This window comes from Phytoamicus setariae (assembly GCF_016722925.1).
GTDB classification, from domain to species: domain Bacteria; phylum Pseudomonadota; class Alphaproteobacteria; order Rhizobiales; family Rhizobiaceae; genus Rhizobium_E; species Rhizobium_E setariae.
Genome location: NZ_JAEQNC010000009.1, coordinates 178,775 through 205,528, shown reverse-complemented (window position 1 = coordinate 205,528; position 26,754 = coordinate 178,775). Strand labels below are relative to the sequence as shown.

Genomic DNA, 26,754 nt, shown 5'->3' with positions numbered 1-26,754 from the left:
CATCATGAAATTTGCTCAAGTCCATCCGATCCAGGACGTCTGTATCCTCGTGACCGATCTTGAGGCCTCGATCCGCTTCTATACGGATAAGCTCGGCTTCGAACTCAAGCATCGTGCACCGGGATTTGCCGATTTCACCGGTGCGGGCCTGACACTGGCGCTTTGGGAGCGTGAGCATATCGAAAAGCATGCCGATGTCAGGGTGAAGCCCGGCTCTGCCTCGGCGGTACTGATCGCCGTCAAGCTCGACACGCCGGCCGCCATCGACGCGAGCTATGACGCGCTACGCAAGGAAGGCGTGACTTTCGTCAATCCACCTGCCGACTACCCCTGGAATTCACGCTGTCTGTATTTTTACGGCCCCGATGGCGAGACCTGGGAACTTTATGCCTGGCTCGAAGGTGGCGCGCCGGGCAAAGTTGAAGGAACATCGGCATGACCCAACGCAAGCTGATAATTCTAACCGATCCAGGCCAGGATCAGGCGGCCGCCATCCTGATGATCCTTGGACAGCCCCAGGCTTTCGAGGTGCTGGGGTTGGTGGCTACCGCCGGCAACATCAATCTCGATCACACGATCAACAATTGCCTGAAGCTGATGGAACTGGCAGGCCGGCCGGATATCCCCGTTTTTGCCGGTTGCCCGCACCCGATCGTCCGGCCGCTTGTGATGGCCGAACATGTGCATGGCCCGACCGGTCTGGACGGCCCGGATTTGCCCCAGCCGAAGATCAGGCTGCAGGAGAAGCACGGTGTCGATTTCATCATCGATACCGTCCGTGCCCATCCCGGCGAGATCACCATCTGTTCGCTGTCGCCCATCACCAATCTGGCGGTCGCGCTACGCAAGGCGCCCGACATCGCTGAGAAAATCGCCGAAGTCGTCGCCATGCTGGGAGCCTATTTCGAGGTCGGCAACATCACGTCAACCGCCGAGTTCAATTGCTATGTCGATCCGGAAGCCGCCGATATCGTGCTCAAGGCGGGGATTAAGACCACGATGCTGCCGCTCGACGTGACCCATCAGATGCGCTCGACGCCGGCGCGGCTTCAGGCCATGCGCGCACTTGGCAATAAATGCGGTATCGCCACTGCGGAGATGCTGGAATTTTCCGAGGCGTTCGACCTGAAGAAGTATGGTTGGGAAGGTGCACCGTTGCACGGCCCCTGTGTGCCGGCCTTCATGATGGCACCGGAAATGTTCTCCGGGCGGCAGATCAACGTCTCGGTGGAACTGAACGGCACGCTGACCGCAGGCATGACCGTGGCCGACTGGTGGCAGATCACCGACCGGCCGAAGAACGTCTTCTATGTCAAGGACGGTGACCCGGCTGCCTACTACGACCTGCTGATCCGCTCGCTGGGGAACCTGCCATGACCGAAATCCTGATCCGGGGCGCCAAGATTCTCGCCGTCGATGCCGCCCACGGTACCGAGCCCTTCGATGGCGATATCCTGATCGAAGGCGCCACGATCAGGGCCATTGGCCCACAGCTCTCGGCCGGTCCCGACGCTCAAATCATCGAGGGACGTGGCAAGCTGGTGATGCCGGGTCTGGTGAATTCCCACACCCATTCGAGCGAAACCTTCTTCCGCGGCCGCTATCAGGGCATGCCGCTGGAAATCTGGTTGCTCTATGCCTATCCGCTGCTGATGAACGGTGCGATCGGCGAGCGGCTCCTCTATCTCCGTAGCCTGCTTCTGGCGATGGAGTCGCTGAAGAACGGCGTCACCACTTTCTGCGACGATTTCTTCGATCCTCCCAAGCATGATCTCGATCGCCTCGGCACCGTGTTTCGCGCCTATGACGACGTCGGCATCCGCGCCAATGTCTCAAGTGCGGTGATGAACATTCACACGCTGGATGCACTGCCGTTTGCCCGCGAGGTGATGCCGCAGAACCTGCAGGACCAGCTGGATTTCGGCCCGCCGATCACGGCAGACGCCTATATGGATTACTGCAAGTCGGCATTCTCCAGCCTGCACGGAAAAGCCGGGCGGCTGAATTTCATGATCGCCCCTTCGGCGCCGCAGCGCTGCACCCGCGATCTGCTGCTTGCCTGCTACGATCTTGCCCGCGACAAGGCGGTGCCGTTCCACACCCATGTGCTGGAGACCAAGACGCAAGCCGTCACCGGCCATGAAATCTACGGCAAGAGCCTGATCGCCTACATGGCTGATCTCGGCGTGCTCGGCCGCAACACCACCATTGCCCATTCCGTCTGGGTCAGCGACGACGATATGCGCCTGATGGGCGAGGCGGGCGTCTCCATCGCCCACAACGCCGTCTCCAACCAGAAGCTCGGCGCGGGCATTTCGCCGATCCGCCGACTGCTCGATGCCGGCGTCACCGTCGGCCTTGGCACGGATGGCGTTTGTTCCAACGATACCTCGCGGATCTTCGACGTCATGCGCGTGGCCGGCCTGATCCACAGCGTTTCCGGCCCGGACTATAGCAAATGGGTGACGGCCGACGAGATCGTCCGCATGGCAACGATTGGTGGCGCGCGCAGCGCCATGCTGGAGCAGGTCACCGGTTCGCTCGAGGTCGGTAAGGCGGCGGATCTGTTGATCCTCAATCTGAGGAACTATCCGTTCATGCCGCTCAACAATGTCGCGAAGCACCTGGTCTATTCGGAGAACGGCTCGTCGATCGAGACGGTGATGGTGGCAGGCAGGATCGTTATGCAGGCCGGCAAGCTGACGACGGTCGATGAGGATGCGATCTTCGATGAGATTGCCGAACTTGTGCCGGTCCATCTGGCCGAGCATGCCGAGCTTGAAAAGCGCAATGCCGTTTTCGAGCCTGTGATGGCGGAAATCCATCGGCGTTCGATGCTGCAGGATATCGGGCTCAATCGTTATCAGGGCGATCTGCCGGCCTGGCCGGGTAAAAACTGAGAACCACCCGGCGGACATATCCGCCGGGTGGTTTTTCAAGACTGGCCGTATCAGCCAATCGACATCAGGCTGGCATTGCCGCCGGCCGCTGCCGTGTTGATCGAGGTCGAGACTTCCTCGAGAAGCCAGTTCAGGCAATAGGCCTGACCACCGGCGATTTCGGCTGACGATGCAGATTGCACCAGAACCAGCGGGCCGGGCAGCCCGGCGATCTGCTTGTTGACCGCGCGTACCCGTTCTGCATCGCCTTCGACGAGGGCGCCCGCAAATGGACCGGCAACTGACCAGTCCTTCGCCCAGGAGAGGCGCGCCGCCACTGTCTGCGGCAGACCCTTCAACGACGGTTCCAGACCGGATGCGGCATCGATGACGACGCTGTTGCCGGTGGCCAGTGCTGCTGCGAGTTGCTGGTGAAGGCCGCCCTCTGTTTGCGGAACCAGCAGGATGCGGCCGCGCGGATGAAGCGCGTAGAGGTTTCTTTCGCCGACAGGGCCGGGAAGCTCCGAGATCAGGCCGAGAGCCGAGCTGCTGCCGTAGTCGCGGGCGACCTCTGCTGCAGCCTTGGCGCCCTTGCCGTCGAGCCACAGAGCGAAATCCAGAAGTGCGGCATCGGTATGGACCGAGCTGTGATGCGGCGGCACCGGCGGCACCTGCACCAGACGGCCGAGATAGAGCGGACCGCCCGCCTTTGGTCCTGTGCCGGACAGGCCACGGCCACCGAATGGCTGGACGCCGACGACGGCGCCGATGACGTTGCGGTTGACATAGAGGTTGCCCGCCTTGATGCGGCTGGTCACATGCGCAATCGTATCGTCAAGGCGCGTGTGCAGGCCGAAGGTCAGTCCGTAGCCGGTCGCGTTGATGTCATCGATCAGGCGGTCGACGTTTTCGCGCTTGTAGCGGATCACATGCAGGACCGGGCCGAAGACTTCGCGCTTCAGGTCGGAAAGCTTGTCGAGTTCGATGATCGTCGGCGGCACGAAGGTGCCCTCCTGCGTTTCGCCGGCGAGGACGACCTGCTCGACGGTGCGGCCGAGGCCGCGCATTGCATCGATGTGCTTTTCGATGATGCCCTTGGCCTCGTCGGTGATGACGGGGCCGACGTCAACAGCCAGACGGTCGGTGCGGCCGATGCTTAATTCCTTGAGAGCGCCCTTGAGCATGGTCAGCGTCCGGTCGGCAACATCGTCCTGTAGGCAGAGGACGCGCAGCGCCGAGCAGCGCTGGCCGGCGCTGTCGAAGGCCGAGGCGATCACGTCGCCGACGACCTGTTCGGCAAGCGCAGAGGAATCGACGATCATCGCATTTTGCCCGCCGGTTTCGGCAATCAGCGGGATCGGCCGGCCCGTAGCGGAAAGCCGATCTGAGAGCTGCGCCTGGATGAGGCGCGCCACTTCCGTGGAGCCGGTAAACATCACGCCGGCCGTTTCCGCAGCACCCACCAGCGCTGCGCCAACCCGGCCGTCGCCAGGCAGGAACTGCAGGGCGCTTGCCGGGATGCCGGCTTCATGCAGGATGCGCACAGCTTCCGCGGCGATCAGCGGGGTCTCTTCGGCGGGCTTGGCCAAGACTGGGTTGCCCGCGACGAGCGCTGCCGCAACCTGTCCGGTGAAGATCGCCAGCGGGAAGTTCCACGGGCTGATGCAGACCACCGGGCCGAGCGGCTTGTGAGCCGGGCCGAGCGTGCGGCGGGTCTGTTCGGCATAATAGCGCAGGAAATCCACCGCTTCGCGGACTTCAGCGATTGCATTCGGAGCGGACTTGCCGGCTTCGCGCATGATCAGCCCGAGCAGCGTCTGGATGCGGCCCTGCATGATGTCGGCTGCACGATCGAGGCATGCGGCCCTGTCCCATGGCTGGACACCGGCCCATCCTGCGGTCGCTTCTGCGGCCAACCGCACGGCCTGCTTGGCATCGTCGTCGGAAGCCTCCTCGACGATCCCGACTGTGTCGCGGCGGTCGCCCGGATTGAGCACGGGTCGCGCGGCGCGGGTGACGGGTCCGGTCGCCAACTGTGTGCGTGCATGCCAGTCGATGGTTGTCGAGGCCCTCAACGCCGCGGCAAGATCCTCGAGGGTGACTTCGTTCGACAGGTCGAGGCCCGCCGAATTGGTCCGGTTGGCGCCGAAGATATTGGCCGGAAGCGCGATCTGGTCATGGCCAGCACCCACCACCGGCAGCGCGCGCGCCAGATCGACGGGATCGGCCACCAGTTCGTCGATCGACACCTTGGGATCGGCGATACGATTGACGAAGGACGAGTTCGCGCCGTTTTCCAGCAGGCGGCGGACGAGATAGGCGAGCAACGTTTCATGCGTGCCGACCGGCGCATAGATGCGGCAAGGGCGATCGAGATTTTCCTTGCCGACGACCTCGTCATAGAGCGGTTCGCCCATGCCATGCAGGCATTGGAACTCGTACTTGCCGACCTGGAAATCGTTCCCGGCCAGATGGTAGATTGAGGCGAGCGTCTGGGCATTGTGGGTGGCGAACTGCGGGAAGACGAAGTCGGTCGCGGCGAGCAGCTTCCGGGCGCAGGCTATGTAGGAAATGTCGGTATGGATCTTGCGGGTGAAGACCGGGAAGCTTTCCAGACCGTCGAGCTGGGCGCGCTTGATCTCCGCATCCCAATAGGCGCCCTTGACCAGGCGGACCATGATGCGGCGGTTAGCCCGGCGCGCCAGATCGATGATAAAATCCAGCACGAAGGGGCAGCGCTTGCCATAGGCCTGAACGACGAAGCCGACACCGTTCCAACCAGCCAGATCGCGGTCGAGGCACAGGCTTTCAAGGATATCGAGCGAGATTTCCAGACGGTCGGCTTCTTCGGCATCGATGTTGAGGCCGATGTCGTAGCTCTTGGCGATCTGAGCGAGTGCTTTGACCTTCGGCAGCAATTCGCCCATCACCCGATCGGCCTGCGAGCGCGCGTAGCGGGGATGCAGCGCCGAAAGCTTGATGGAAATGCCCGGTCCTTCATAGATGCCGCGTCCGGCCGATGCCTTGCCGATGGCATGGATGGCGTTCTCGTAGTCCTTGAAATAGCGTTCGGCGTCGGCGGCCGTGGTGGCGGCTTCGCCGAGCATGTCGTATGAATAGCGGAATCCCTTCTGCTCAAGGGCCTTGGAGCGGCGGAGCGCTTCGTCGATGGTCTCGCCGGTGACGAATTGCTCGCCCATCATGCGCATGGCCATGTCGACGCCGCGACGGATGACCGGTTCGCCGGCCCGCGCGATCAGGCGTGTCAGCGCGGCCGACAGGCTGCGGTCGTTGACGGTCGAGGTCAACTTGCCGGTGACCACGAGACCCCAGGTCGCCGCATTGACGAACAGAGACTTGCCGCCGCCGATATGGGACTTCCAGTCACCTTCGGCGATCTTGTCGCGGATCAGCGCGTCGCGGGTTTCGGTGTCGGGAATGCGCAGCAGCGCCTCAGCCAGACACATCAGCGCCACGCCTTCCTGGCTCGACAGGGAGTATTCGTGAACCAGTCCTTCGACGCCCGAGCCCTTGTGCTTGGCGCGCAGCGCCTCGATCAGCTTGCGGGCCGTGCTTGCCGAGGTTTCTCTCAGGCGCGGCGAGACGGTGGCAGCCTCGATCAGCGGCTTGAGGCATTCCGCCTCGTCGCGTCGGTAGGCTGCCGTGATCGTTTGGCGCAGCGCGCTCTGCGCCTGGACTGCAGGCGCGAACGCTGCAAAAAGGTCGGTCCGGGTTTTGTTGGCTTGTGTGTTCATCTCAATTGACCTCTGTGCGGCGATTTCAGAACTGTTGCTGTAAATCCGAGCTTTCGAAGGCAGTTGGCATGCGGCCACGCGGGTTCAATCCTACCAGATCGATGCCGGTTGCGCCTTCCAATATGCAGTCGCGGGGAACCTACCAGAACGCTTTTGGTGTTTCTCACTTGAAATGGGATGAAAACATTCGTACTTTGCAGAAATGTAGAGATACTAAGGTGGAATTCGTCGGTATGGGCGCTGTGGATGGTGAAATAGACTACTTCGATCAGAAGATTCTTGATCTGCTGGTCGAGGACGGGCGGATGTCCATCACCGACATTTCCAGGGCTGTCGGATTGTCCCAGACGCCGTGCAAGCTGCGCATGAACAGGCTGATCGAAGAAGGCTATATCGAAGGTTTTCGCGCCGTGCTCAACCCGCGCAAGCTTGGCGTCGATCACGTCGCCTACGCCGAAGTCAAACTCTCCGATACCAAGGAGAAGGCGCTCAACGAGTTTAATACTGCGGTCAAGAAGATCAAGGAAGTCGAGGAGTGCCACATGATCGCCGGCCGCTTCGATTATCTCCTCAAGGTCCGGACGTCGGATATCCGCAAGTACCGGCAGGTGCTCGGCGAAAAGATCTCCAGCCTGCCGCATGTCGCCAGCACCTCGACATCGGTGGCGATGGAGTCGGTCAAGGAAAGCGGGCGCTCGGTATCTTCCAGATAAGGCCGAAACGGCAGCCCTATCTAGCTGAGAAACGCCGCGACTTTGTCGAGGACATCGTTTTCCTTCTCTCGATGCGGCACGTGTCCGCAATCCGCCAGGATTTCCACCGTCGCAGGCCCGGCGACCGCCGCTGCGATGCGACGCGGATGTTCTATCGAGCCGAATTCGTCCTTGTCGCCGTGGATTGCAAGCACAGGGCACAGCACTGCAGATAGTTCAGCATCAAGGCTCCAGTCCGCAAATTGCGGGGAGAGCCAGGTCTCGGTCCACGCGTTCAGCACCCACTCGGCCTTGTCGCCGTGATACTTTTTCAGGCGATCGATCTGGCCGGGCATGGCAAACGCCCGCTTTGCCTCGCGGATGCCTTCGAGCGTACGATCCTCTACAAAGGCTTGCCCTGATTCCGTCACCAGCGCCTGACACGACGCAGGATGGGAACTTGCCGCAGCGATCGCCATTCCGCCACCGACACTGTGCCCAAAGGCCACAAACCGGTCGAAACCCAACTGGTCCTGCAATGCCGGAATAATCGCCTTCGCCTCTTCCTGGATAAAATCGAGGGTGAGTCTGTCGGAACGCGGGTCGGACTTGCCAAAACCCAGCCGGTCGTAGGCAATCACCTGCCGACTTGTCGCATGGGCAAGATGCCTGGGAAAATCGCGCCAGAGCTGAACGCTACCCAGAGAGTCGTGGAACAGCAGGATTGGAGCGCGGGCGCCGGTTTCGATGCCGGTTCCCCAGCACTTGGCAAACAGCCGTCCTTGCTGAATCTCTATCCACGTTTCTGTCGTCATCGAATCCAAGTCCTTATTTCAGGCCTTTCAATCGATTTCGGCAGGTTCTCTCAAGTGGAAATTTGCAGACGGAGACAAATGAGGCCGTCGGTGGCCTCGTTATCCGTTGATGTCGTGAATTTTCACGCCCGGCACGACTTCGCTGGCAATGTCGCAGAGATGCCGGTGGTGCGTGAGGTAGATGACCTGACCGACTTTCGCCATTTCGCCAAGCAGACGGAACACTTCTTCCGAGCGCGGGTCATCAAAGCTTTCCATGATGTCGTCTGCGATGAACGGTACTGCGGGCCGCACGGCGGCAAATTCCTCGTAACCGGCGAGGCGCAAGGCCAGATAGAGCTGGAACTGCGTTCCCGTTGACATCGCCTCGGCAAGCTTGGAGCCGCCGTCGCGGGCCATGCCGATCAGGATTTCCTTGTCCTTGTCCTTGTCCGGCCGAGCGGCAAGGCCTGTATATTCGCCTCGGGTGATCTGGCGAAATGCTTCGGAGGCCCGCACCATCATCGAGCTGCGGTGTTTCTCGCGATAGGCAAACAGTGCCTGCTCGGCTGCCAGCGTGCCGGTCCTCAGCCTGAGATAGCGGATCGCAAGGTCCTCGATCTCGAGGAAAATCGTCCGGCGCTCGGCCTCGATTGCCGCCACCGAGTTGTCTCCGCCCACGGCCTCCAGCTTGTCAGCAGTTCGCGTCACCTCGGCATAGAGGAGCTTGGTGCGTTCGGTCAGGTCATCGATACGCTGCTCCAGCTCGATCGCGTCTCTTTCGGCGGCAGCGGCATCCATTGCAGCGAGGTGGTCTTGTGCCCGCTGGTATGTCTCGACACGCAGCCCGCTGACGATCTGGTCTTTCAACGTCGATAGCCGATCCTCGAGCTGTTGCCTGCTGCGCACCTGTTCGAGACAGGTATTGACTGCGGTCAACGTGTCTGTGCCGAAGAAATCCGTCAGCTCCGCCTTCCTGGCTTCATGAAGGGCGCGCTCGGATTCGAGCGTGCGCCTTTTCTCAATCTGTCGGCCCAGCTCGGCGCCCTTGTCCGTGCGCATCTGGCGGGCGCGCAGGCTGGCCTCCAGGTCGGCCAGCAACGCGTCGGCGGCGGACCGGGGATCTGTCGGCAAAGCGAGGCGACCGAGTTCGGCGACGATGGCTTCGACATCGGCCTGAAAAGCCGCCTGGTCGCGCTCCATCGTCGTGACGCGTTGCGCCAGCTGGTCGCGCTCGCGGATCGCGCCGGGAAGATCGGCAAGCACATTCAGGATTTCGCGGATCGAAGCGACGGACCCGGCCTTGTCGCTGAACCATGTCTGCCCGAGCGAAGCGTTCCACGCGCCCTGCCATTTATCCATCGCATCGCGTGCTTGTGCATTGTCGCGCTGACGCTCCATCAGGTCACGCTCAAGATTCGCCAGCGTCTTTGCAAAGGCGCCTTGTGCATTATTCACCTTTTCCGCCTCGGCCAGCAGAGCTGCGGCCGCCTCGGCCAGCTCAATGTCCTGAAGCTGGGTCGCATCAGATGATCCAGCGTCTGTCATCGCTGTTTCGAGGACGATGCGGTGGGTCGCGATATCCTGCCGGATCTGCGTGGTCTCGTCTTCGGACTGCTGCAAGGCATGCGAGGCGTCAAGCGCCTGATTGCGGCGACTGGCCCAGCTTTCCAAGTTCGTGAGGATCTCGCCGGCCGTTTTGTCAGCACCGGTAAAGTCGGGCGTCGGCAGATGGCCGCGCATTGTGTCGGTCAAGCAGGTCAATTCGGCGCGCGCTTCGTCCAGCAGTTCCTGATGGCGATCCATCGAATCGGCGGCCATTGTCGCTGCTTGCCTGTACTGGCGCAGCTCGGCCAGATCCCGCGAACAGCTCAGACGTCGTTCCGCAAGCACATCGTCGCGCCGCATCTGCACTTCAAAAGCGCCAGCGCTTTCATCATCGAGCCTCTTGCGATGGTCTTGCCACGCTGTATCGCGTGCCTGGCGTATCTGCAGGGCTTCCGTGTCGTCGATCGGCCCGGCTTCCTCGAGCAGCCCAATTTTCGTTTCGGAAGCCCGTCTTTCCGTCGCCAGGTCGCGCAAACGGTTCTGATGGTCTGCGACGCGCTTGTCGATGGCCGCCGTCGCGATGCGCCAAGTCTCGATCTGACGGGGTTCGGCGGTTTTCGACCCGCGCAGTGCGGCGGCGTCCCCTGTCCATGGTTTCAGCGCTGCGAAGTGGGCCTCGCAGGCCCGCATGAGCTGCTGGCGCGTCCGTTCCTCGACCGCCAGGCGGGACTGAACGAGCGGCAGGTTCCATTGGGCGAGCGCACGACCAATTCGGGCCAGAAGTTCCGGCGCTGGCGCCTTTGTAGAGGCGCAGAGGTGCTTTTCCTCATCAAGATGGCGCTCCAGACTGTCATTTGCCCGCAGGACTTCGCGCTCGGCGCTGGCCAGTTGCGCTTCTATTCCGGATCTCGCTTCGATCAGTTCGCGGATCGCGCCTGTCAACGAGGCAGGTACGAGCAATTGGCTCGGCTCAGGATCGCCCGCGCGTTCGAGCGTGGTGAGAATGGATGAAAGCAATGCCTGTTGTTCGGCAAGAGCGGCCTTGCGCTTGGGAAGGTCGCTCTCGGCCGTACGGTATCGCGCGCGGCCATCCTCCAGAGCCTCGATGCGCCCGGCAAGCGCAAGCAGGCCGTCATCAAGCTGAATTGCTTCTATCTCGTCTTTCAACGTATCGATCGTGCGGTCGGCAGTGTCGACCAGCGTCAGAAGGCGCGTCTCGTCACGGGAAAGTTGGGGCAGCAGCGCGAACCAGTCCGATGGCGGGCGCGGCAGGTCGGCAAAATCGGCAAGCTGTGTTTCAAGCCGGGCTGCTTCCGCTGTCAGCGGCAGCGCATTGAGCAGGCGCGAGATTTCGCCATGTTTGCTGCGGGCTTCGGCAAGTTCGCCCATTGCCTTGTCATACGAGCCCTGAGCCTGGCCGTGGGCACCGACCAGCGCCGCATAGGCGTTGGCGAACGTATCGATTTCGTCACGACGGGATTTCAGGGCGGCGAGGGTGCGCTTGAGTTCGGCAACCCGGGTGCTCGATGAGCGCTTCTTGTAGATCGCGCCGGCATCGTCGCCCGCAGCCGCAAGCGAGCGGCTCAGGCCAGCAAGGCCGGCGCTCGCCGAAAATAGCAATTCGCCGAGATCGCCCTTGCTCTGGATGATGGCGTTGCCGCCCTCCTTGAGGGACTGGTCGTCGAGCGAGAACATCGTCCGGTAGGCGTCGCGGTTGATGCCGCCGAGCGCCGATGCCAGCAGGGCTTCGTTGACCGGCTGGCCGCGTTCGTCGAGCAGGCTGCCGGTGCGCTGCTTGAGCCTGACCAGTTCATGGTCGCCGCTGTTGAACTGCAGCCGTGCGCCGATCTGCATCGTGCTGTACTGGTGCAGGAAATTGTACTGGCTGCGCTCGGGGATGCCGAAGAGAAGATCGAGGAACGCCGAGAACGTGGTGGATTTTCCGGCCTCGTTCAATCCGTAGACGATGTGCAGATCCGGCGATCCGGCGGTCGCCTCACCAAAATCGATCGTAAAATCGGTGAATTTGCCGTAGCGGGTAAGATCGAGGCGACGCAGGCGCATTACGATTGCTCCCGGTCGGTCGCCTTGAGGCGGGCGGTGATGTCCTCGACGCTCTCGCCGAGGAGCGTGTTGACGAACGCCTCGAATTGGGTTTCGTCGCTCCCGGCAAAGCCCCGGCTTTCCTGCGGAATGTCGTCCAGCAGGTCTTTGACCAGCTGGCGCACATCCTCGCGAAAACCTTGACGGGTGATGATATCGCCGCGCATCAGCTCGCCGAGTTCGGCCACCGGGTCGGCATTTGCCGATGTCACGGCTTCTCCCGAACTGACGGCAAGCTCGATCTTCTCGATCCATGTGCGGCCGATGCTTTCGGCGCGTTGTTCGGCTTCGGCCTGCAACAGGTCTCCATCGCGCCGTAGCCGCCACGAGAGCGGTGTCGAGCCGCTCAGGCTGATCCGCGCGACCAGATGGTCGGAGCGGGTCCGTTCTCGCTCGGAATTGAGCTTTGTTTCGATCGCGCCGATGGCATCGCGCCATTCGGAAATGCCTGACAGGTCGACACTTACCCTGCCGAATTGCGCAATGCCGGTCAGGCGTTCCTCCACGGTGACCGAGCGGTCGTCACCAACAGTCACCAGCGTCGCGGTCTTTTCGCCGGCCTCGTTGATGTCGCGCCCCTGCGGCATTCCCGGCATGATGACGGTGGCACTGCCCTTGTGGTTGGTTCGCGCATGAATGTGGCCGAGCGCCCAGTAGTCGAATCCGGAGGCATGCAGATCCGCCACGTTGCACGGCGCATAGGCATCGTGGCCCGGCGCGCCCGCGAGGCTTGTATGCATGATGCCGATGTTGATCGCCTGTGGTACGGGTGGCTTGTATTTTGGCAGCAGGCTTTCGGGAGCCTGTGGCTTGGAAAAGCTCAGGCCATGAATGGCGATATCGAGGCCGCCCTTGGCAAATAGCACCGTTTCGGCGCGGCCGCCGAACACTTTGACGGATGGCGGCAGGATCAGTTCCTGGGTGATCCGAGACAGCGCGTCGTGATTGCCGCGAATGGTGAAGACATCGATGCCTGCCTGATGCAGCCGTTCCATCTGCGAGGCGAGGAAACGGGCAGTCTTCATCGACGTCTGGTCGCCGTCATAGAGATCGCCAGCAATGATCAGCGCGTCCACCGCTTCCTCGATACAGAGATCGACGATGCCGACGAACGCCTGCCGCGTAGCGTTTCCGATCAGGGCCGCGAGGTCGGGATCCCGGAGGGAAAGCGAGCGGAGCGGCGAATCGAGATGAATATCGGCGGTGTGAACGAAACGAAATGCCATGACGGATCATTCGCATGCCCGCTGCACGTGTGACAAGTGCCGGCTCGGACTTTGGCCACGCCGGTGAGTAAGAATACTGGATGCCAATCGCAGACAGGTATGATAGCCAAGAACCAATGCCATACAGTATCGGAAAACTGCCGCTTCATGACCTGCTGCTTCCCGTGACACGGGCAAGTGAGGCGATTGCCCGCCTTGATGAATGCCTGGCGCATTCGCCGATTCGCGACGGATGGATCGAGCGTGCGCATTTTGCCGACGCGGCCGGTTGCCTCTGGCTCGATGGCGAACTGGTGAATCTCGAGGACCTCGTGCTTCACGACGTCCACATGGATGTTAGGGCGCCGACGCATGAACTGGTCATTGCCCATGCAGTGCTCAGGACGCGTCGCCAGATTGCTGCCCGCGAACCGGCATGGGCCCTGAGCTCGAGCGGCCTTGCGGAATTGCGGGGCAGGCGGTCGGAGGAAATGTCCGCACCCGAGCAGAAGGATGTATCAGGACTGAAGCGGGCCGCCGTTCAGTCGCCTGAAGGCAACGACATTGTTGATGCCCTCGATGCGGAACTGGCTGCCATCGATGCGGTGATTGCCAGGAGCCAGGCTGTTCTGGATGGTGCGGCGCGACCCTCGTCTCATCCGAAAGCAACGTCGTCCGAAGACCTGATCTATGATCAGGATTGGGACGAGGACGAACGTTTGGCGGCCTGGCGTCGCGTCGTTGCGGAGACGGAGCGATTGCCGGCCGTGCTGCGCGCCGTACTGGCGCTGGATGCCTGGAACGAGATCGAGGTCGTCCAGCATGATAGTTGGATTGGTCGGCTGTTTGCCGCCGCCATTCTCAGGGAAAGCGGGCTTGCTAGGGCGCACCTTCCAGCCATCAATGTCGGCCTGCGTGCTGTGCGTTTCGAGCGCCGCCGCTCCCGCGATCGCAAGACCCGGTTGCTGGCGCTGCTCGAAGGCATCGAGCGCACCGGGCTTGCTGGGCTTGGCGAGCACGAGCGGCTGGACAATGCGCGTCGCTCTCTCGAACGCAAGGTGGTGGGGCGGCGCTCAAACAGCAAGCTGCCGCAACTGATCGATTTCGTGCTGTCGAGGCCGATGGTTTCGGCGGGCATGATCGCCAAGCAGCTGAAGGTCACGCAGCAGGGTGCGGTCGTTCTTGCCGAGGAACTGGGGCTGCGCGAGATGACCGGGCGCGGCCGCTTCCGGGCATGGGGCGTTATCTGAAACGCATCGCCGTCAGGAAATCGTCTCGCCGCCATCGGCGACCAGAATCTGGCCGGTGATGTAGGACGAGCGATCTGAGACAAGAAACAGGATAGGTTCCGCGATCTCTTGCACATCCGCCCATCGGCCCATCGGCACTTTGGTGTTGATATAGGCTTCGATCGCCTGGCGGCCGCCGATCTGGCGGATGAACGGTTCGTTGAAGGGCGTATCCACCCAGCCCGGGCACAATGCATTTACCCGGATGCCGTGTCTGGCATAGTCGCCGGCCATCTGCCGGGTCATGGCGATCACGGCGTGCTTTGTCGTGGTATAGGCGATCATTTCTCGGTCGTAGAGAACGCCCGAACTCGAAGACGTATTGAGGATGACGCCGCATCGCGCTTGCCGCATATACGGCATGACGGTGCGGGCAGCGAGAAAATGCGACCGGACGTTCAGGTCCCAGGAGCGGTCGAAACCTTCGATGCTGACCTCTTCGAGATTGCCTTCGACCTGCGCGCCGGCATGATTGTGCAAGATGTCGATGCGCCCGTAGCGAGCATGAACGTCGCGAATGGATTTCGTCAGTGCCTCGTCGTCGGTGACGTCGAGGGCGATGCAGTCTGCTTTGCCGCCATCGGAAGCGATCCGGTCGACGGTTTGTTGCCCCGCGCTTTCATCCCGGTCGAGCACGACCACGGTGGCGCCTTCGCGTGCCATGATCTCTGCGCTCGCCCTGCCGATACCGGAGCCGGCGCCGGTGATGATTGCCACTTTGTCTTTGAGGATCATTTCATTCACCATCGGCGGTGCGCGCGGTCTTTTCGCGCATCAGGAAGCGCGCAAGGCCGATCAGGAAGAGGGAGGCCACCAGCACTGACGTGGCGATGGCATTGATTTCCGGCGTCACACCGCGCCGGATCGAGGCGAAGACGTAGATCGGCAGGGTCGTCTGCGATCCGGCCACGAAGAAGGCGATGATGAAGTCGTCGAAGGAGAAGGTGAAGGCCAGCAGGAAGCCGGCGAGTATCGACGGCATGATCTGCGGCAGCACGATCTGGCGGAACGTGGTCAGCGGCGTGGCATTGAGGTCGCTGGATGCCTCGACGATATCGCGGCCCAGGCTCGCGACCCGCGCCTTGACGATCATGGTGACGAGCGCCAACGAAAACAGTCCATGCGCGGCGATGATCGAGCCATAGCCGAGGCCGAGCTTGGGCGCGTTCTCCATCGGCCAGAGGCTTGCCAGCGCCGGATTGATGACGCCGAAGACCGCGACAAGCGCGACAAGCGTCGAGATGCCGATCACCACGCCCGGCACGACGATGGCCGCAGCAAACAGTCCGTCGAACACGGTGCGCGCCTTCGGGCTCATGCGCTCCATGCCGAGCGCCGCCATGGTGCCGAAGACCGCTGCCAGCGTCGCCGAAGTGATGGCGATGATCAGGCTGTTCTGCAGCGCTTCGATGAGGAAACGGTTGGCAAAGGCCTTGCCATACCAGGCAACGGAAAAGCCGGTGAACTCGCTGGCGTTGCGGCCCGCATTGAACGAGAACAGCACGACGAGCGCGATCGGGGCGTAGAGGAAGAGGTAGACTGCCGTGACGAGTGCGCGCATCAGATCAAGTCCACCTGTCTGGTGCCGGCAATCCGCCAGGCAAGCCGCATCGAGATCAGCAGCACGAGAACGACGACGGCGACAAGCGTGACCGCGATGGCCGAGCCGAACGGCCAGTTGCGTGACTGCAGGAAGAGATCCACCAGCGCATTGCCGATGAAGAACACCTTGCCGCCGCCCAGAAGCTGCGGGATCAGGTATTCGCCGAGCAGCAGGATCGTCACCAGCGCGATACCGGTCATCACACCGGGCATCGACAACGGCAGCGTGATCTTGAAGAATGTCGTGACGGGGTGAGCGCCCAGGTCGTTGGAGGCGTCGATCAGGCGTCTGTCGAGTTTTTCGAGGCTGACATAGAGGGGCATGATCATCAGCGGCAGATAGCCGTAGACAATGCCGACCATGACCGCGAACGGCGTGTTGATCAGCCTGACATCTTCAAGCCCGATGATCGACAGCAGGTTCGGGATGCCGCGCGAACCGAGAATATACATCCAGGCATAGGTGCGGACGAGCAGGCTGGTCCAGAACGGCACGACCACCAGCGATACCAGCAGCAGGCGGTAGCGCCGGTCGGCCTTGAGCGCCAGATAGTAGGCGACGGGATAGGCGACCACCAGGCAGATGAAGGCGCCGGCTGGCGCAAGAATCATGGTGTTCCAGAACGCCGTGGCCCGCGAGGGCAGGTTGGCAAACTGGGCAAACGTGAATGCAGCCTGATAACCGCCTTCGGGCGCCCGTTCCCCGAAGGCGAACACGATGATCGCGATAAACGGCAATACCAGGAACACAAGCAGCCACAATGCCGCCGGCGCCATCAGCGCAGCGGTTGTCAGGTTCTTGCGTCTGTCTTGTTGTGCTGTTGTCATTCTTGCCGTCTGTTTCTTCTGTTTGATTGCCCCTCATCCGGCTGCCGCCGCCTTCTCCCTGCAAGGACGGGGAGAAGGGACTCGCAGGCAAGCTCGGAGCAGGTTCCCTCTCCCCGCAAGCGGGGAGAGGGCTAGGGTGAGGGGCAGACGCCAATCACATCATGCCGACTTGAATCTCGCCATGACCTCGGCGCGGTTCGGATCGGTCAGCGTGACCGCTGCGCCAAATTCCAGCGGCGTCAGCGCGGCTTCGTCCGGATAGACGATCAGGTTCGACGTCACGTCCTTGGGCAACAGTGCCATGACGCGGGAATCGGTGGTCGGTGCGCCATTGAAGATGTGTTCCTTCACGGCAACATCAGGCGTCATCAGGAAGTCGAGCAGCGCGTAAGCGGCGGCCTTGTTGGGCGCATCCTTGGGGATCGCGAAGAAATCGCACCAGATCTCGCCGCCGTCCTTGCCGAGCACGAACTTGATATCAGGAAGGTCGCGATTGAGCTGTGCGCCGTCATTGGTCCAGCACATCGTCATCCAGGCATCGCCCGAGCGCATCGAGGGCTGATAGTCGGAATTGATGGCGAACAGGTTCGGCTTGACCTTGATCAGCAGCTCTTCGGCCTTGGCGAGTTCGTCGGTCTTGATCGAGTTGAAGCCGTAGCCAAGTGCGACGAGCGCATTGCCGATCGTCGTCAGCTGGTAGTCGTGAACCATCACTCGGCCGTCAGCCTCGCCTTGCGCCAGATCGAAGAAATCCTTCCAGCTCGTAACCGGGCTCTTGATCTTGGCGGAGTTGAAGGCGATGCCGGTCGTGCCCCAGTTTTTCGGCAGGGCATAGGTCTTGCCGTCGATCGCGCCTTCGTGGGTGAAACGCTGGTTCTGGGTTGCCGGCGAAAAATTCGGCACCTTGGAGAGATCCAGTTCATCGATCAGGCCGAGCTTGTGGTAGGTCGAGATCGTGTAGTTGGTCGGAACGAACAAGTCCCAGCCGGAGGCACCGGCCTGCAGCTTGGCGAGCATTTCCTCGTTCGAGCCGAAGACGTTGACCGCGACGGCAACGCCGGTCTTGGCGGTAAAGGCGTCGAAGGTTGCGGGGTCGTGATAATTCGGCCAAGTGGCGATCGACATTTGCGTGCCGAGATCGCCGGCATAGGCCGGAGAGCCGAAGACGCCCGTCCTGCCGCCGAGCACAGCGGCCGCCAGGCCAAGCCCGGTCACGCCGAGGAAGTGGCGGCGTGTCACCGAGCCTTTCTTGAAACGCATCAGTTCGTCGGCGAACTGGCGCTGGGTCATAGCCTTGCTGTCATTTCCGTTGTTCATCGTTCTGTTCCCTTTGTAATTTTTTGGTGCTTCACGACTGAAAGACATGCGGCGCATCGGGTTTGATGCGTAATTCCACCGCTGTGCCCGGCTCGAAAAGGTCGGCGGGTCCGCCCGCATTCCGGTCAGTGGTGACCAGGATGCCGCCGACGCCAGGCACAGCGATGGAATATTCAACGGACGAGCCGAGGAATATGCGGTGAGTTACCTTGCCGGCGATGGCGCCGGAGACGACGTTTGACCCGACCGCGCCGAGCGCGATCGCTTCCGGTCGGACCGAAAGCACGGACTTGCCGCCGGCAAGGCCTGAATGTTTCACGACCGGAAGCACTGAGCCGTTGTCGAGACGTGCCAGACCCTTGCGGCCGTCGGCGGTGTCGATGGTGGCGTTGAGCTTGTTGGTCTTGCCGACGAAATCAGCCACGAAGATATCGGCGGGATTGTCGTAGATTTCCTGGGGGCTGGCGAACTGGACGATCTTGCCGGCATTCATCACGCAGACGCGGTCGCTCATCGACAGCGCTTCCTCCTGGTCATGGGTGACGAGCAGGAAGGTGATGCCGAGGTCGCGGTGCAGGTTCTGCAGCTCCATCTGCATGGCAGTCCGCAGCTTCTTGTCGAGTGCGGCCAATGGCTCGTCGAGCAACAGCACGCGCGGCTTGTTGACAATGGCGCGTGCCAGCGCCACGCGCTGCTGCTGACCACCGGACATTTCATGGATGCGGCGCTTTCTGAATTTCTCCAGGTGCACCTGCTCCAGCACTTCGCCGACCCGGCGCATGACCTCTGTATCCGAAAGCTTGGGGCGGATCTGGCGCAGGCCGTAGGCGACGTTGGTCTCGACATCGAAATGCGGAAACAGCGCATATTGCTGGAAGACCATGTTGACCGGGCGGCGATAGGCCGGCACGCCTTGCATCGGTGCGCCGCCGATCAGCAGTTCGCCCGATGTTGGCTGCTCGAAGCCTCCGATCATCCGCAGGCAGGTTGTCTTGCCGCAACCGGATGGGCCGAGAAGAGCGACGAAAGCGCCGCGTTCAAGTTTGAGGTCGATATCGGATACGGCGGTCACATTGCCATACAGCTTTGTAACTGCCCGGAATTCCACATCGAATTCGGACATTGCGTTCACTCAGAGTTCCCCGTGGCTTGTTCTTTATCGGCATCGTTCGATGCCATTCTATGCCCCGTCTAGAGCCAGATTACTCAAATACCGCCTTTGGGGTATATACCCCGAAGGTGGTACTGATCTAATAATTGCGAGTTTTAGGGAGTAGAGATCTGTTGCGGAGGGAATGAGCATTGCGGGTTGATTTTGAAGGCCTGTTTCATGCCGCTGCTAAACTGGTCGGGCAGGAGCAACCCACCGACGAGGCATTCGGCCAGTCATGTGTGGAAATGCTGCGCTCCCTCGTCGACTTCGATTACTCGGTGACGTTTGCCTATCGCGGGGACGAACGTCCCATCGATCTCTATTCGACCTTCAACGAGCAGGACTACCACGTTTTCGTCCGGCTTTATCAGCAAGGCGCCTACCTGCTCGATCCGTTCCACAGTGCAGCGACCCTTCCAAAGCCTGGTATCTGGCGCATGCGCGAACTTGCGCCCGACCGGTTTTTCGCCAGCGAGTACTATCGCGGCTATTATGGCCAGACGGGGCTGTCGGAAGAGCTCGGCTACTTCGTTCCTGTCGGCGAAGGGATCACGGTGGTGTTTTCGCTGATGCGCAGCGAAAAGGCCGGCGCGTTCAAGTCGGCCGAATACGAACTCCTTTGCAAGGCATCCGCGTTCGTCCATGCGTTGATCCGCAGTCAGTGGCAGGATCTGTCGAGGCGCTTCGATGCGCGGATTTCGCGCAAGCGGGGGCGCTCGCAAGCCAGTGCGGCACGCCCGTGGGACGATGGCAGGCTCACCCTTCGTGAGCAGGCGATCATCGAACTGGTGCTGCAGGGGCATTCCTCGGAATCGATCGGGCTCCGGCTGGGGGTGACGACGGGGACCGTCAAGGTCCACCGTCGTAACATCTACCGCAAGCTCGGCATATCCTCGCAAACACAGCTGATGTCGCTCTATCTCGACAATCTCAACCGCCGGAAATCGACTTAGCCAGCCGCCTTGGCTTGCAGCACTTCGACGGCGGCCTTGGAGACCACAATGCCTGTCTTGTGGCTGTCGCGTTGCGAAAGGCGTCGGTCGCCCGGCAACCGCACATCTGGCGTTTCGAGCACGGCTGAGAGCATGACTTCCAGCCGATCCGCGAAGGAGGGGCCGGCGAATTTTTCCGGCGAAAGCGCGATGATGAACTGGCCGGTGCGTGGCGGCCCGCCCTCGCAATCTCCGAACGACGACGCCTCGAACGACCAGTGCGAACCGGTCAGGCCGGCGGCGAGAATGTCGACCATCAGTGCAAGACCGAACCCCTTGTAGCCACCGATGGGAAGCAGGCTGCCATCCATGGCGGCGTTGGCGTCATTGGTCGGCTTGCCGTCCTTGTCGATGGCCCAGCCGTCGGGCAGCGGAATGCCGCGTGTCTGTGCATCGATGACGGCGACCTTGGCGACGACGCTGGAGGACTGATCCATGACGAAGGCGGCGCGGTCCTTGCGCGGCGCTGCGAATGCAATCGGGTTGGTGCCGAAGAACGGCGTCTTGCCGCCGAACGGGGCGATGGAGGGCGAGGCATTGGCCACCATGAAGGCGACGAGCCCTTGATCGGCGAGTTCCTCGACGAAATAGCCGAGCGAACCGCAGGCATAGGAATTGCCGACCGCCAGCGCTGCTATGCCCTGAGCCTTGGCCGCTTCGGCAAGCGCCGGCAGACCGAGCGCAATTGCCGGATGGGCAAAGCCTGTGCCGGCATCCACCGCGATCAGCGACGGCGTGCGTTGTTCCAGCTTGGGTTCGGCAAAGCCATCGACCTTGCCGCAGGCGGCGTGGTCGCAATAGACAGGCAGATAGGAGAGGCCGACGATCTTCTGGCCGTCACGTTCGGCGGCAGCGATGGATTGGGCCACGGATTTGGCGTTCTTTGGGCTAACCTTCGAAGCCAGCAGCGCTTTTTCGCCGAGCGCCACGATCTCTTCGAAGGACATTGTCAGTTCATCATGCATCAGGGGGTATTCTCCAGTTCGGGCTTGCCCTGCATCCGGGCGAGTTCGGCAAAAGGTATGTGGCAGCGCAGCGAATGACCGCGGCCGGTTTCGGCAAGGGCCGGTTCCTGTTCTTCGCAGATCCGGCCGATTTTCCGCGGACAGCGGGTCTGGAACACGCAGCCGCTTGGCGGATTGCTGGCGCTGGGGATTTCGCCTTCGAGACGGATACGGCTCGAATGGCTTTCATCCAGTTTGGGCACGGCGGAAAGCAGCGCCTCGGTATAGGGATGGTGCGGGCCGTTGAAGACCTGCTCGGACGGGCCGATCTCCATGATCCGGCCGAGATAGAGCACGGCGATCTTGTCGGAGAGGTAACGCACCACACCCAGGTCATGCGAGATGAACACATAGCTGACCTGCCGTTCAGCCTGCAGGTCGGCCAGCAGGTTGAGGATTGCCGCCTGCACCGAAACGTCGAGCGCCGAGGTCGGCTCATCGCAAACCACCAGCTTCGGCTCGCCGGCAAAAGCCCGGGCGATCGCGACGCGCTGCTTGAGACCGCCGGAAAGCTGGCGCGGTTTCGCCGCAAGGTGCCGCTCGGACAGCCTGACGGACTTGATCAGCTCCAGCAGCCGAGCGTTAAGGGCTTCGCCGCTCAGGCCACCCAAGCGCTTGAGGGCACGGCCGATGACGTGGCGGATGGTGTGGGACCGGTTGAGCGCGGAATCCGGGTTCTGGAAGACGATCTGCATCGCCTTGACCTGCTTGTCCGAGCGGTCCTCGAGCACCGGCGGCAACGCCATCGCATCCAGCGTGATCGCCCCGCCTTCGTCCGGCGGCAGAAGGCCCAGCAGCAGGCGGGCGAAGGTTGTCTTGCCACTGCCGGATTCGCCCACCAGGCCGAGGGTTTCTCCGGCTTCGATGGTCAGCGAAACGTCTTTTACCGCGCGCAGCGCATGACCCGCCTGCTGGAAGGTCTTGTTAAGGTTTTCGATCTTCAGCACTGGCACGGCAGCGGCCTTGTGGGCCGTCAGCTTGATTTCTGCCGGCGTTTCGCGCGGCAGTTCGGCAGCCCGATCGCTGTAATGGCAGCGCGATACGCGGCCACCCAGATCATGCAAAGGTGGCAATTCCCGGTGGCAGCGCTCGTCGGCCAGTGCGCAACGATCGACGAACGGACAGCCTTTGATAACTGCGCCCGGCGCGGGCAGCGATCCGGGGATGGTGTCGAGCCGGGTTTGGTCCTTGCGTTCGCCGGCCTTCGGCAGGCAGCGGAGTAGGGCCACCGTATAGGGGTGACGTGGATCGTTGAACAGCTTTTCGGTCGTGCCTTCTTCGACCAGCATGCCGGCATAGAGCACGCCGACCCGGTCGCACATCTTGGCAACGACGGCGAGGTTGTGGCTGATGAACAGGATCGACGTCGAGAATTCACGCCGCAGATGGGCGATCAGGTCGAGGACCTCAGCCTCCACCGTGGCGTCCAGCCCGGTGGTCGGCTCGTCGAGGATCAGCAGTGTCGGATCGTTGGCGAGCGCCATGGCGATGGCCACGCGCTGCTGCATTCCGCCCGACAGTTGATGCGGGTAGCGATCCATGACCCGTTCGGGATCGGAAATCCGCACACGTTCCAGCATGTCGAGCGACCGCTTGCGGGACTCTTCAGCCGACAGCCCGTCCAGTTCGAAGATTTCGGCGATCTGGCGGCCGATCCGCAGTGTCGGATTGAGTGCCTTGCCGGGGTCCTGATAGACCATCGACACCGTTTTGGCGCGCAGTTGCCGCAATGCGCCACGGTCGAGCTTGACGACGTCGGCCCCGTCGATCTCCACCTTGCCAGCGGTGATCTTGCCGGCGCGCGGCAGGTAGCGGACGGCGGTCAGCGCGACCGTCGATTTTCCGCAGCCGGATTCGCCGACGAGACCATACGCCTCGCCCCGGCCGATCCGGAAGCTGAGATTGCGCAGCACCGCCTTGTCCTTGCCATCAGAGCGGTAGGCGACGGAGAGATTTTCGATCGACAATGCGTCAGTCATCGAGGGCTCCCTGAAAACCGTCTGCAATCATGTTCACGCCGATCACCAGCGAGGCGATGGCGAGTGAATCGAACAGCACCGTCCACCAGAAGCCGCCCGCGATCATGCCGTAGTTGGTCGAAACGCTGAGGCCCCAGTCCGGCGATGGCGGCTGGATGCCGAAGCCCATGAAGCTCAATGTTGCCACCGCAAAGATCGCGTAACCGAGCCGCACTGTCGTCTCGACCAGGATCGGCGGCAGAACGTTGGGCAGGATTTCCACGAACATGATGTGCAGCGCACTCTCGCGGCGCAGCTTGGCAGCAGCGACATAATCGAGTTCGCGTTCGGAAAGCACTGCCGAGCGTACCGTACGGGCGATGATTGGCGCAAAACTCAGCCCTATAACCCCGACCACCGTCCATTTCGATGTGCCGAGCGCGACGATGGCCAGAAGCGCAATGATGACCGAGGGGATCGCCATGAAGGCTTCGAGAACGCGGCTGACCACATCATCGACGATGCCGCGAAAGTAGCCGGTCAGAAGCCCGAGCGCGGTGCCGACAATCGTCGCCGCGATGGTCGCGAGTGGCGCCACTGTCAGAATATCGCGCGAGCCGACGATGACCCGCGAGAAGATGTCGCGACCGAGTTGGTCGGTGCCGAACCAGTGTGCGCTGTCCGGCGGCATCAGTCCGTTGATGATGTCATCGGCCAGAGGGTCGTATGGCACGAAATAACCGCCGAACAGCGCGCAAAAAACCCAGAAAAGCACAATGACCGCACCCGCAAGAAACGTCTTCGAGCGCAACAGTGCGGCAAGGATCTTTGCAATACCGGTCCGGTCGCGGATTGCCGGGGTTGTCTCGATGGCGCTCATTTCTCACCTCCCAGCCGGATCCTTGGATTGAGCAGCGAATAGGCGATGTCGGCTGCGAGAGTGGCGACTGCGTAAATGATGCCGATCGTCAGGATGCCGGCCTCAAGCACCGGAAAGTCCTTGCCGCGCGCGGCCGTCAGGATCAGCGAACCGATACCCTGGTAGCGAAACAGCATTTCCACGACAACAAGTCCGCCGATCAGGTAGCCGGTCTGGGTGGCGATCACGGTGATGGTGGGCGTCAGCGCGTTGCGCAGCACATGCCGCCAGATGACCGTACGCCAGGGCAGGCCCTTCAGCACAGCTGTGCGCGTATAGTCGGAATCCAGCGCCTCGATCATGCCAGCCCGCGCCATGCGCGCGATGTAGCCGAACAGCACCAAAAACAGCGGCAGCGCAGGCAGGATCAGGTGGTGGATCTGGGTGAGGAAGCCGGCACCTTCCGGCCAGGTGGCCGAGATGGGCAGCCATTGCAGCCAGATGCCCAGAATCAGGATCAACACGATGCCGGTGACAAACTCCGGCAGGACGGTCGCCGAGAGGCCGCCGAGGCTGATGATGCGGTCGAGCGGGCGGTTGACATTGAGCGCAGCTATGACGCCGCCAAGAATTCCAATGGGAACCACCATGACGAAAGCGACCGCTGCCAACTTCATCGAATTGATCAACGCGTCAATAACGAAGGGCGCAACAGGGGCGCGAAACGCATAGGACGTTCCCATATCTCCGGTGACGAAGTGGCTTATCCAATCCCAGTACTGGACGAGATAGGGGCGATCGACACCCAGCTGGTGGTTGAGAAGCTGGACGGCTGCCTCATCCGCGAAAGGGCCGAGAATGGAACGCCCGACATTGCCCGGCAGCACCTGGCCGCCGAAGAAAACCATCATGCTGAGCAGGACGAGCGTTACCAGCGATAACGCAACACGCCTCGTAATGAACCTGGAAATGGCCGGATTCCCTCTTTGTTGCCAGGGCGACCGGGTCGAAGCCCGGTCGCTGGCACATAGCCGATGCAGAGATCAGATCACGCCTTGGCGGCGCGGTCGAGGAAGATCTGCGACATGGCTGTCGGATGGACACCCGTGACGCCCTTGCGAGCCGCCGCGAGGTAATCCATGAAGTATCCGAAGATGACCGGCGTCTCTTCAAGCAGCAGACGCTGGATCTTGCCGGCTTCTGCCTTCTGGGATTCGAGATCGAGTGCGGCGATGTAGCCGGCGGCGAGCGTGTCGTAATCCTTGTTCTTGAAGTGCGCGGAGTTCCAGGTGCCTTCGCTCTTCAGCGGTGCCGTGAGGTAGACGTTCGGCACGCCGCGGTGACCATAGTCGGTAATACCCATGGTGGAATCGAGCCACTGCGATTTGCCGAACACGGCGTCACCGTAATAGGCGCCGGAATCCATCACATTCAGCTCCATGTCGACGCCGATTTCCTTCACGGCATTCTGGATGAGCTGGGCGTAATCGGGGATTTCCTGGTAGCGTTGGGTGGTCAGCGTGACTTTCGTGCCCGGCTTCCAGCCTGCCGCCGCCATCAGTTCCTTGGCCTGGGCAATATCCTGCGCGCGCTGCGGCACCGATGTATCGGTGGATGGATAGATTGGGGCGAAAGGACTGTCGTTGCCCAGCACGGCACCGCCCCGGCGAAGACCCTTGACCAGCTTTTCACGGTCGATGGAGAGCGCAATGGCGCGACGGACACGGGCATCCTTGAAGGGATCCATGTCGCAGCGCATGTGCACCTGGTAGTGGGTCGCCGACTTGATGCTCAGCATCTCGATGTTCGGATCGGCGAAGAGGCCGATGGAGCCGAGCGCCGGCAGCTGGTTGACGACGTCGACCTGGCCGCCCTGGAGCGCGAGGATCTGCGGCTGGATGTCGGCGAAGAAGACGAATTCCAGCTTGGCGGGCAGGGCCTTTTCACCCCAGTAATCTTCATTGCGAACGAAGGTCGCGCCGACCTTCGGCGTGTATTTCTCCAGCTTAAACGGGCCGGTGCCGACGAAATTCTTCTCGAAGTCGCCGGCATAGTTGGCCGGCAGGATGATGGCATTGTAATTGTCCGAGGACAGCAGGTATGGGAAATTGCCGTTGGGCGCGTCCAGGTGGAAGGCGACGGTGTGGTCGTCGACCTTCTTGGCGCCGCCAGCCGAAAGCACGCCAGCGAACACCGAAAGTGCATTCGAGGAGTTTTTCGGATCGGCGAGGCGGTTGATGGAGGCAGCGACGTCGTCGGCCTTCATTTCCGCGCCGTTGTGGAATTTCACGCCTTTGCGCAGTTTGAAGGTCCAGACCGTGCCCTTTTCGTCCGGCGACCAGCTTTCGGCCAGCATCGGCTTCAGCACGAGATCCGCTCCGTCCATGCAGAGGAATTCGCCGGTCTGCTGGATCATCACGAGACCGCCGACATCCGGCAGTGTGACAGGATCGATGGCGCCGGTCGGCGCCGAGCAGGCGACCTTGATGGTTGCTCCGGCTGCGCCTTCTGCGCGGGCAAGCGAGGGCGTGGCGCCGAGTCCGGCGGCAAAGCCGATCTGGCTCAGCAGCGGCAGCGAAAGGCCGAGCACGCTGCCGTGACGCAGGAACTCGCGGCGGCTGATACGGCCGTCGACGAGGCCGTCGATCAGGTGGTTTTCGATGGGGTTGCGGTTACGCCGCAACAGGTCGAGTAAGCGGTAGTCTTTCATGGTCTGGTCCTTCCCCTAGTGTCTTCTGACATAGAACTCTTTGAAAGATTTAACTCTTCTTGTGGC

General features: G+C 61.8%; 20 protein-coding genes. 6 read left to right on the top strand and 14 right to left on the bottom strand.

Annotation, left to right across the window (positions count from 1 at the left end):
• Nucleotides 1-4: 4 nt before the first annotated feature.
• From JJB09_RS17265 to JJB09_RS17255, 3 genes are read left to right on the top strand one after another with little or no spacing between them, the layout of a single operon-like run.
• Nucleotides 5-439 carry a VOC family protein gene (locus JJB09_RS17265; protein WP_201660817.1) on the top strand — a complete coding sequence of 145 codons (435 nt, stop codon included), beginning with the start codon at nucleotides 5-7 and terminating at the stop codon, nucleotides 437-439.
• Entirely contained in the window at nucleotides 436-1,377 is a 942-nt protein-coding gene (locus JJB09_RS17260) for a nucleoside hydrolase (RefSeq protein WP_201660814.1), read from the top strand. The genes JJB09_RS17265 and JJB09_RS17260 overlap by 4 nt, the downstream gene beginning before the upstream one ends.
• Entirely contained in the window at nucleotides 1,374-2,900 is a 1,527-nt protein-coding gene (locus JJB09_RS17255) for an amidohydrolase (protein ID WP_201660811.1), read from the top strand. The genes JJB09_RS17260 and JJB09_RS17255 overlap by 4 nt, the downstream gene beginning before the upstream one ends.
• Nucleotides 2,901-2,950: 50 nt before the next feature.
• Here JJB09_RS17255 and putA read toward each other — a convergent pair whose 3' ends face one another.
• A complete protein-coding gene (putA, locus tag JJB09_RS17250) occupies nucleotides 2,951-6,634 on the bottom strand; it encodes a trifunctional transcriptional regulator/proline dehydrogenase/L-glutamate gamma-semialdehyde dehydrogenase (protein WP_201660808.1) in 3,684 nt (1,227 codons plus the stop codon).
• Nucleotides 6,635-6,867: 233 nt separating this feature from the next.
• Here putA and JJB09_RS17245 point away from each other — a divergent pair, with 233 nt between their 5' ends.
• A complete protein-coding gene (locus JJB09_RS17245; protein ID WP_201660978.1) occupies nucleotides 6,868-7,347 on the top strand; it encodes an Lrp/AsnC family transcriptional regulator in 480 nt (159 codons plus the stop codon).
• A gap of 20 nt (nucleotides 7,348-7,367) precedes the next feature.
• On the opposite strand, the gene JJB09_RS17240 is transcribed toward JJB09_RS17245, so the two are convergent.
• From JJB09_RS17240 to JJB09_RS17230, 3 genes are all read right to left on the bottom strand, one after another.
• On the bottom strand, nucleotides 7,368-8,141 hold the full coding sequence (locus JJB09_RS17240; RefSeq protein WP_201660805.1) for an alpha/beta fold hydrolase: 774 nt from the start codon (nucleotides 8,139-8,141) through the stop codon (nucleotides 7,368-7,370).
• Between the two features lie 99 nt (nucleotides 8,142-8,240).
• Nucleotides 8,241-11,732, bottom strand: a complete 3,492-nt coding sequence (locus tag JJB09_RS17235) for an AAA family ATPase (protein ID WP_201660802.1) — start codon at nucleotides 11,730-11,732, stop codon at nucleotides 8,241-8,243.
• The gene (locus JJB09_RS17230; RefSeq protein WP_201660799.1) at nucleotides 11,732-12,997 is read right to left on the bottom strand and encodes a metallophosphoesterase family protein; all 1,266 of its coding nucleotides are present in this window, start codon (nucleotides 12,995-12,997) and stop codon (nucleotides 11,732-11,734) included. Before JJB09_RS17230 ends, JJB09_RS17235 begins: the two co-directional genes overlap by 1 nt.
• A gap of 116 nt (nucleotides 12,998-13,113) precedes the next feature.
• On the opposite strand from JJB09_RS17230, the gene JJB09_RS17225 reads away from it, so the two are divergent.
• Nucleotides 13,114-14,226, top strand: coding sequence for an RHE_PE00001 family protein (locus JJB09_RS17225; RefSeq protein ID WP_201660796.1), 1,113 nt, complete (start codon nucleotides 13,114-13,116; stop codon nucleotides 14,224-14,226).
• Nucleotides 14,227-14,238: 12 nt separating this feature from the next.
• Here JJB09_RS17225 and JJB09_RS17220 read toward each other — a convergent pair whose 3' ends face one another.
• From JJB09_RS17220 to JJB09_RS17200, 5 genes are all read right to left on the bottom strand, one after another.
• Nucleotides 14,239-15,000 carry an SDR family NAD(P)-dependent oxidoreductase gene (locus tag JJB09_RS17220; protein ID WP_201660794.1) on the bottom strand — a complete coding sequence of 254 codons (762 nt, stop codon included), beginning with the start codon at nucleotides 14,998-15,000 and terminating at the stop codon, nucleotides 14,239-14,241.
• Between the two features lies 1 nt (nucleotide 15,001).
• Complete coding sequence (locus JJB09_RS17215; RefSeq protein ID WP_201660791.1) at nucleotides 15,002-15,826, bottom strand: ABC transporter permease; 825 nt, start codon at nucleotides 15,824-15,826, stop codon at nucleotides 15,002-15,004.
• Nucleotides 15,826-16,695, bottom strand: coding sequence for an ABC transporter permease (locus JJB09_RS17210; RefSeq protein WP_201660788.1), 870 nt, complete (start codon nucleotides 16,693-16,695; stop codon nucleotides 15,826-15,828). Before JJB09_RS17210 ends, JJB09_RS17215 begins: the two co-directional genes overlap by 1 nt.
• A 159-nt stretch (nucleotides 16,696-16,854) precedes the next feature.
• Nucleotides 16,855-18,012, bottom strand: a complete 1,158-nt coding sequence (locus JJB09_RS17205) for an ABC transporter substrate-binding protein (protein WP_201660785.1) — start codon at nucleotides 18,010-18,012, stop codon at nucleotides 16,855-16,857.
• A 31-nt stretch (nucleotides 18,013-18,043) separates the two neighbouring features.
• Nucleotides 18,044-19,144, bottom strand: coding sequence for an ABC transporter ATP-binding protein (locus tag JJB09_RS17200; RefSeq protein ID WP_425523737.1), 1,101 nt, complete (start codon nucleotides 19,142-19,144; stop codon nucleotides 18,044-18,046).
• Nucleotides 19,145-19,314: 170 nt separating this feature from the next.
• Between JJB09_RS17200 and JJB09_RS17195 the strand changes: the two genes are divergently transcribed.
• Nucleotides 19,315-20,118: a helix-turn-helix domain-containing protein gene (locus JJB09_RS17195; RefSeq protein WP_201660779.1), complete on the top strand. Its 804-nt coding sequence runs from the start codon at nucleotides 19,315-19,317 to the stop codon at nucleotides 20,116-20,118.
• Here JJB09_RS17195 and JJB09_RS17190 read toward each other — a convergent pair.
• The 5 genes from JJB09_RS17190 to JJB09_RS17170 all read right to left on the bottom strand — a co-directional run bounded on the left by JJB09_RS17190 (nucleotide 20,115) and on the right by JJB09_RS17170 (nucleotide 26,688).
• Nucleotides 20,115-21,122 carry an Ldh family oxidoreductase gene (locus JJB09_RS17190; protein ID WP_201660777.1) on the bottom strand — a complete coding sequence of 336 codons (1,008 nt, stop codon included), beginning with the start codon at nucleotides 21,120-21,122 and terminating at the stop codon, nucleotides 20,115-20,117. The genes JJB09_RS17195 and JJB09_RS17190 overlap by 4 nt on opposite strands.
• The gene (locus tag JJB09_RS17185) at nucleotides 21,122-23,140 is read right to left on the bottom strand and encodes an ABC transporter ATP-binding protein (RefSeq protein ID WP_201660773.1); all 2,019 of its coding nucleotides are present in this window, start codon (nucleotides 23,138-23,140) and stop codon (nucleotides 21,122-21,124) included. Before JJB09_RS17185 ends, JJB09_RS17190 begins: the two co-directional genes overlap by 1 nt.
• A complete protein-coding gene (locus tag JJB09_RS17180) occupies nucleotides 23,133-23,999 on the bottom strand; it encodes an ABC transporter permease (RefSeq protein WP_201660770.1) in 867 nt (288 codons plus the stop codon). Before JJB09_RS17180 ends, JJB09_RS17185 begins: the two co-directional genes overlap by 8 nt.
• The gene (locus JJB09_RS17175; RefSeq protein ID WP_343229044.1) at nucleotides 23,996-24,949 is read right to left on the bottom strand and encodes an ABC transporter permease; all 954 of its coding nucleotides are present in this window, start codon (nucleotides 24,947-24,949) and stop codon (nucleotides 23,996-23,998) included. The genes JJB09_RS17180 and JJB09_RS17175 overlap by 4 nt, the downstream gene beginning before the upstream one ends.
• Nucleotides 24,950-25,026: 77 nt before the next feature.
• A complete protein-coding gene (locus JJB09_RS17170) occupies nucleotides 25,027-26,688 on the bottom strand; it encodes an ABC transporter substrate-binding protein (RefSeq protein ID WP_201660764.1) in 1,662 nt (553 codons plus the stop codon).
• Between the last annotated feature and the right edge of the window lie 66 nt (nucleotides 26,689-26,754).

What these genes read in the sequence shown, in the direction of transcription:
- JJB09_RS17265 (WP_201660817.1), top strand. Translation starts at nt 5, where the DNA reads ATGAAATTTGCTCAAGTCCATCCGATCCAGGACGTCTGTATCCTCGTG.
- JJB09_RS17260 (WP_201660814.1), top strand. Translation starts at nt 436, where the DNA reads ATGACCCAACGCAAGCTGATAATTCTAACCGATCCAGGCCAGGATCAG.
- JJB09_RS17255 (WP_201660811.1), top strand. Translation starts at nt 1,374, where the DNA reads ATGACCGAAATCCTGATCCGGGGCGCCAAGATTCTCGCCGTCGATGCC.
- putA (WP_201660808.1), bottom strand. Translation starts at nt 6,634, where the DNA reads ATGAACACACAAGCCAACAAAACCCGGACCGACCTTTTTGCAGCGTTC.
- JJB09_RS17245 (WP_201660978.1), top strand. Translation starts at nt 6,868, where the DNA reads ATGGGCGCTGTGGATGGTGAAATAGACTACTTCGATCAGAAGATTCTT.
- JJB09_RS17240 (WP_201660805.1), bottom strand. Translation starts at nt 8,141, where the DNA reads ATGACGACAGAAACGTGGATAGAGATTCAGCAAGGACGGCTGTTTGCC.
- JJB09_RS17235 (WP_201660802.1), bottom strand. Translation starts at nt 11,732, where the DNA reads ATGCGCCTGCGTCGCCTCGATCTTACCCGCTACGGCAAATTCACCGAT.
- JJB09_RS17230 (WP_201660799.1), bottom strand. Translation starts at nt 12,997, where the DNA reads ATGGCATTTCGTTTCGTTCACACCGCCGATATTCATCTCGATTCGCCG.
- JJB09_RS17225 (WP_201660796.1), top strand. Translation starts at nt 13,114, where the DNA reads ATGCCATACAGTATCGGAAAACTGCCGCTTCATGACCTGCTGCTTCCC.
- JJB09_RS17220 (WP_201660794.1), bottom strand. Translation starts at nt 15,000, where the DNA reads ATGATCCTCAAAGACAAAGTGGCAATCATCACCGGCGCCGGCTCCGGT.
- JJB09_RS17215 (WP_201660791.1), bottom strand. Translation starts at nt 15,826, where the DNA reads ATGCGCGCACTCGTCACGGCAGTCTACCTCTTCCTCTACGCCCCGATC.
- JJB09_RS17210 (WP_201660788.1), bottom strand. Translation starts at nt 16,695, where the DNA reads ATGACAACAGCACAACAAGACAGACGCAAGAACCTGACAACCGCTGCG.
- JJB09_RS17205 (WP_201660785.1), bottom strand. Translation starts at nt 18,012, where the DNA reads ATGAACAACGGAAATGACAGCAAGGCTATGACCCAGCGCCAGTTCGCC.
- JJB09_RS17190 (WP_201660777.1), bottom strand. Translation starts at nt 21,122, where the DNA reads ATGCATGATGAACTGACAATGTCCTTCGAAGAGATCGTGGCGCTCGGC.
- JJB09_RS17185 (WP_201660773.1), bottom strand. Translation starts at nt 23,140, where the DNA reads ATGACTGACGCATTGTCGATCGAAAATCTCTCCGTCGCCTACCGCTCT.
- JJB09_RS17180 (WP_201660770.1), bottom strand. Translation starts at nt 23,999, where the DNA reads ATGAGCGCCATCGAGACAACCCCGGCAATCCGCGACCGGACCGGTATT.
- JJB09_RS17170 (WP_201660764.1), bottom strand. Translation starts at nt 26,688, where the DNA reads ATGAAAGACTACCGCTTACTCGACCTGTTGCGGCGTAACCGCAACCCC.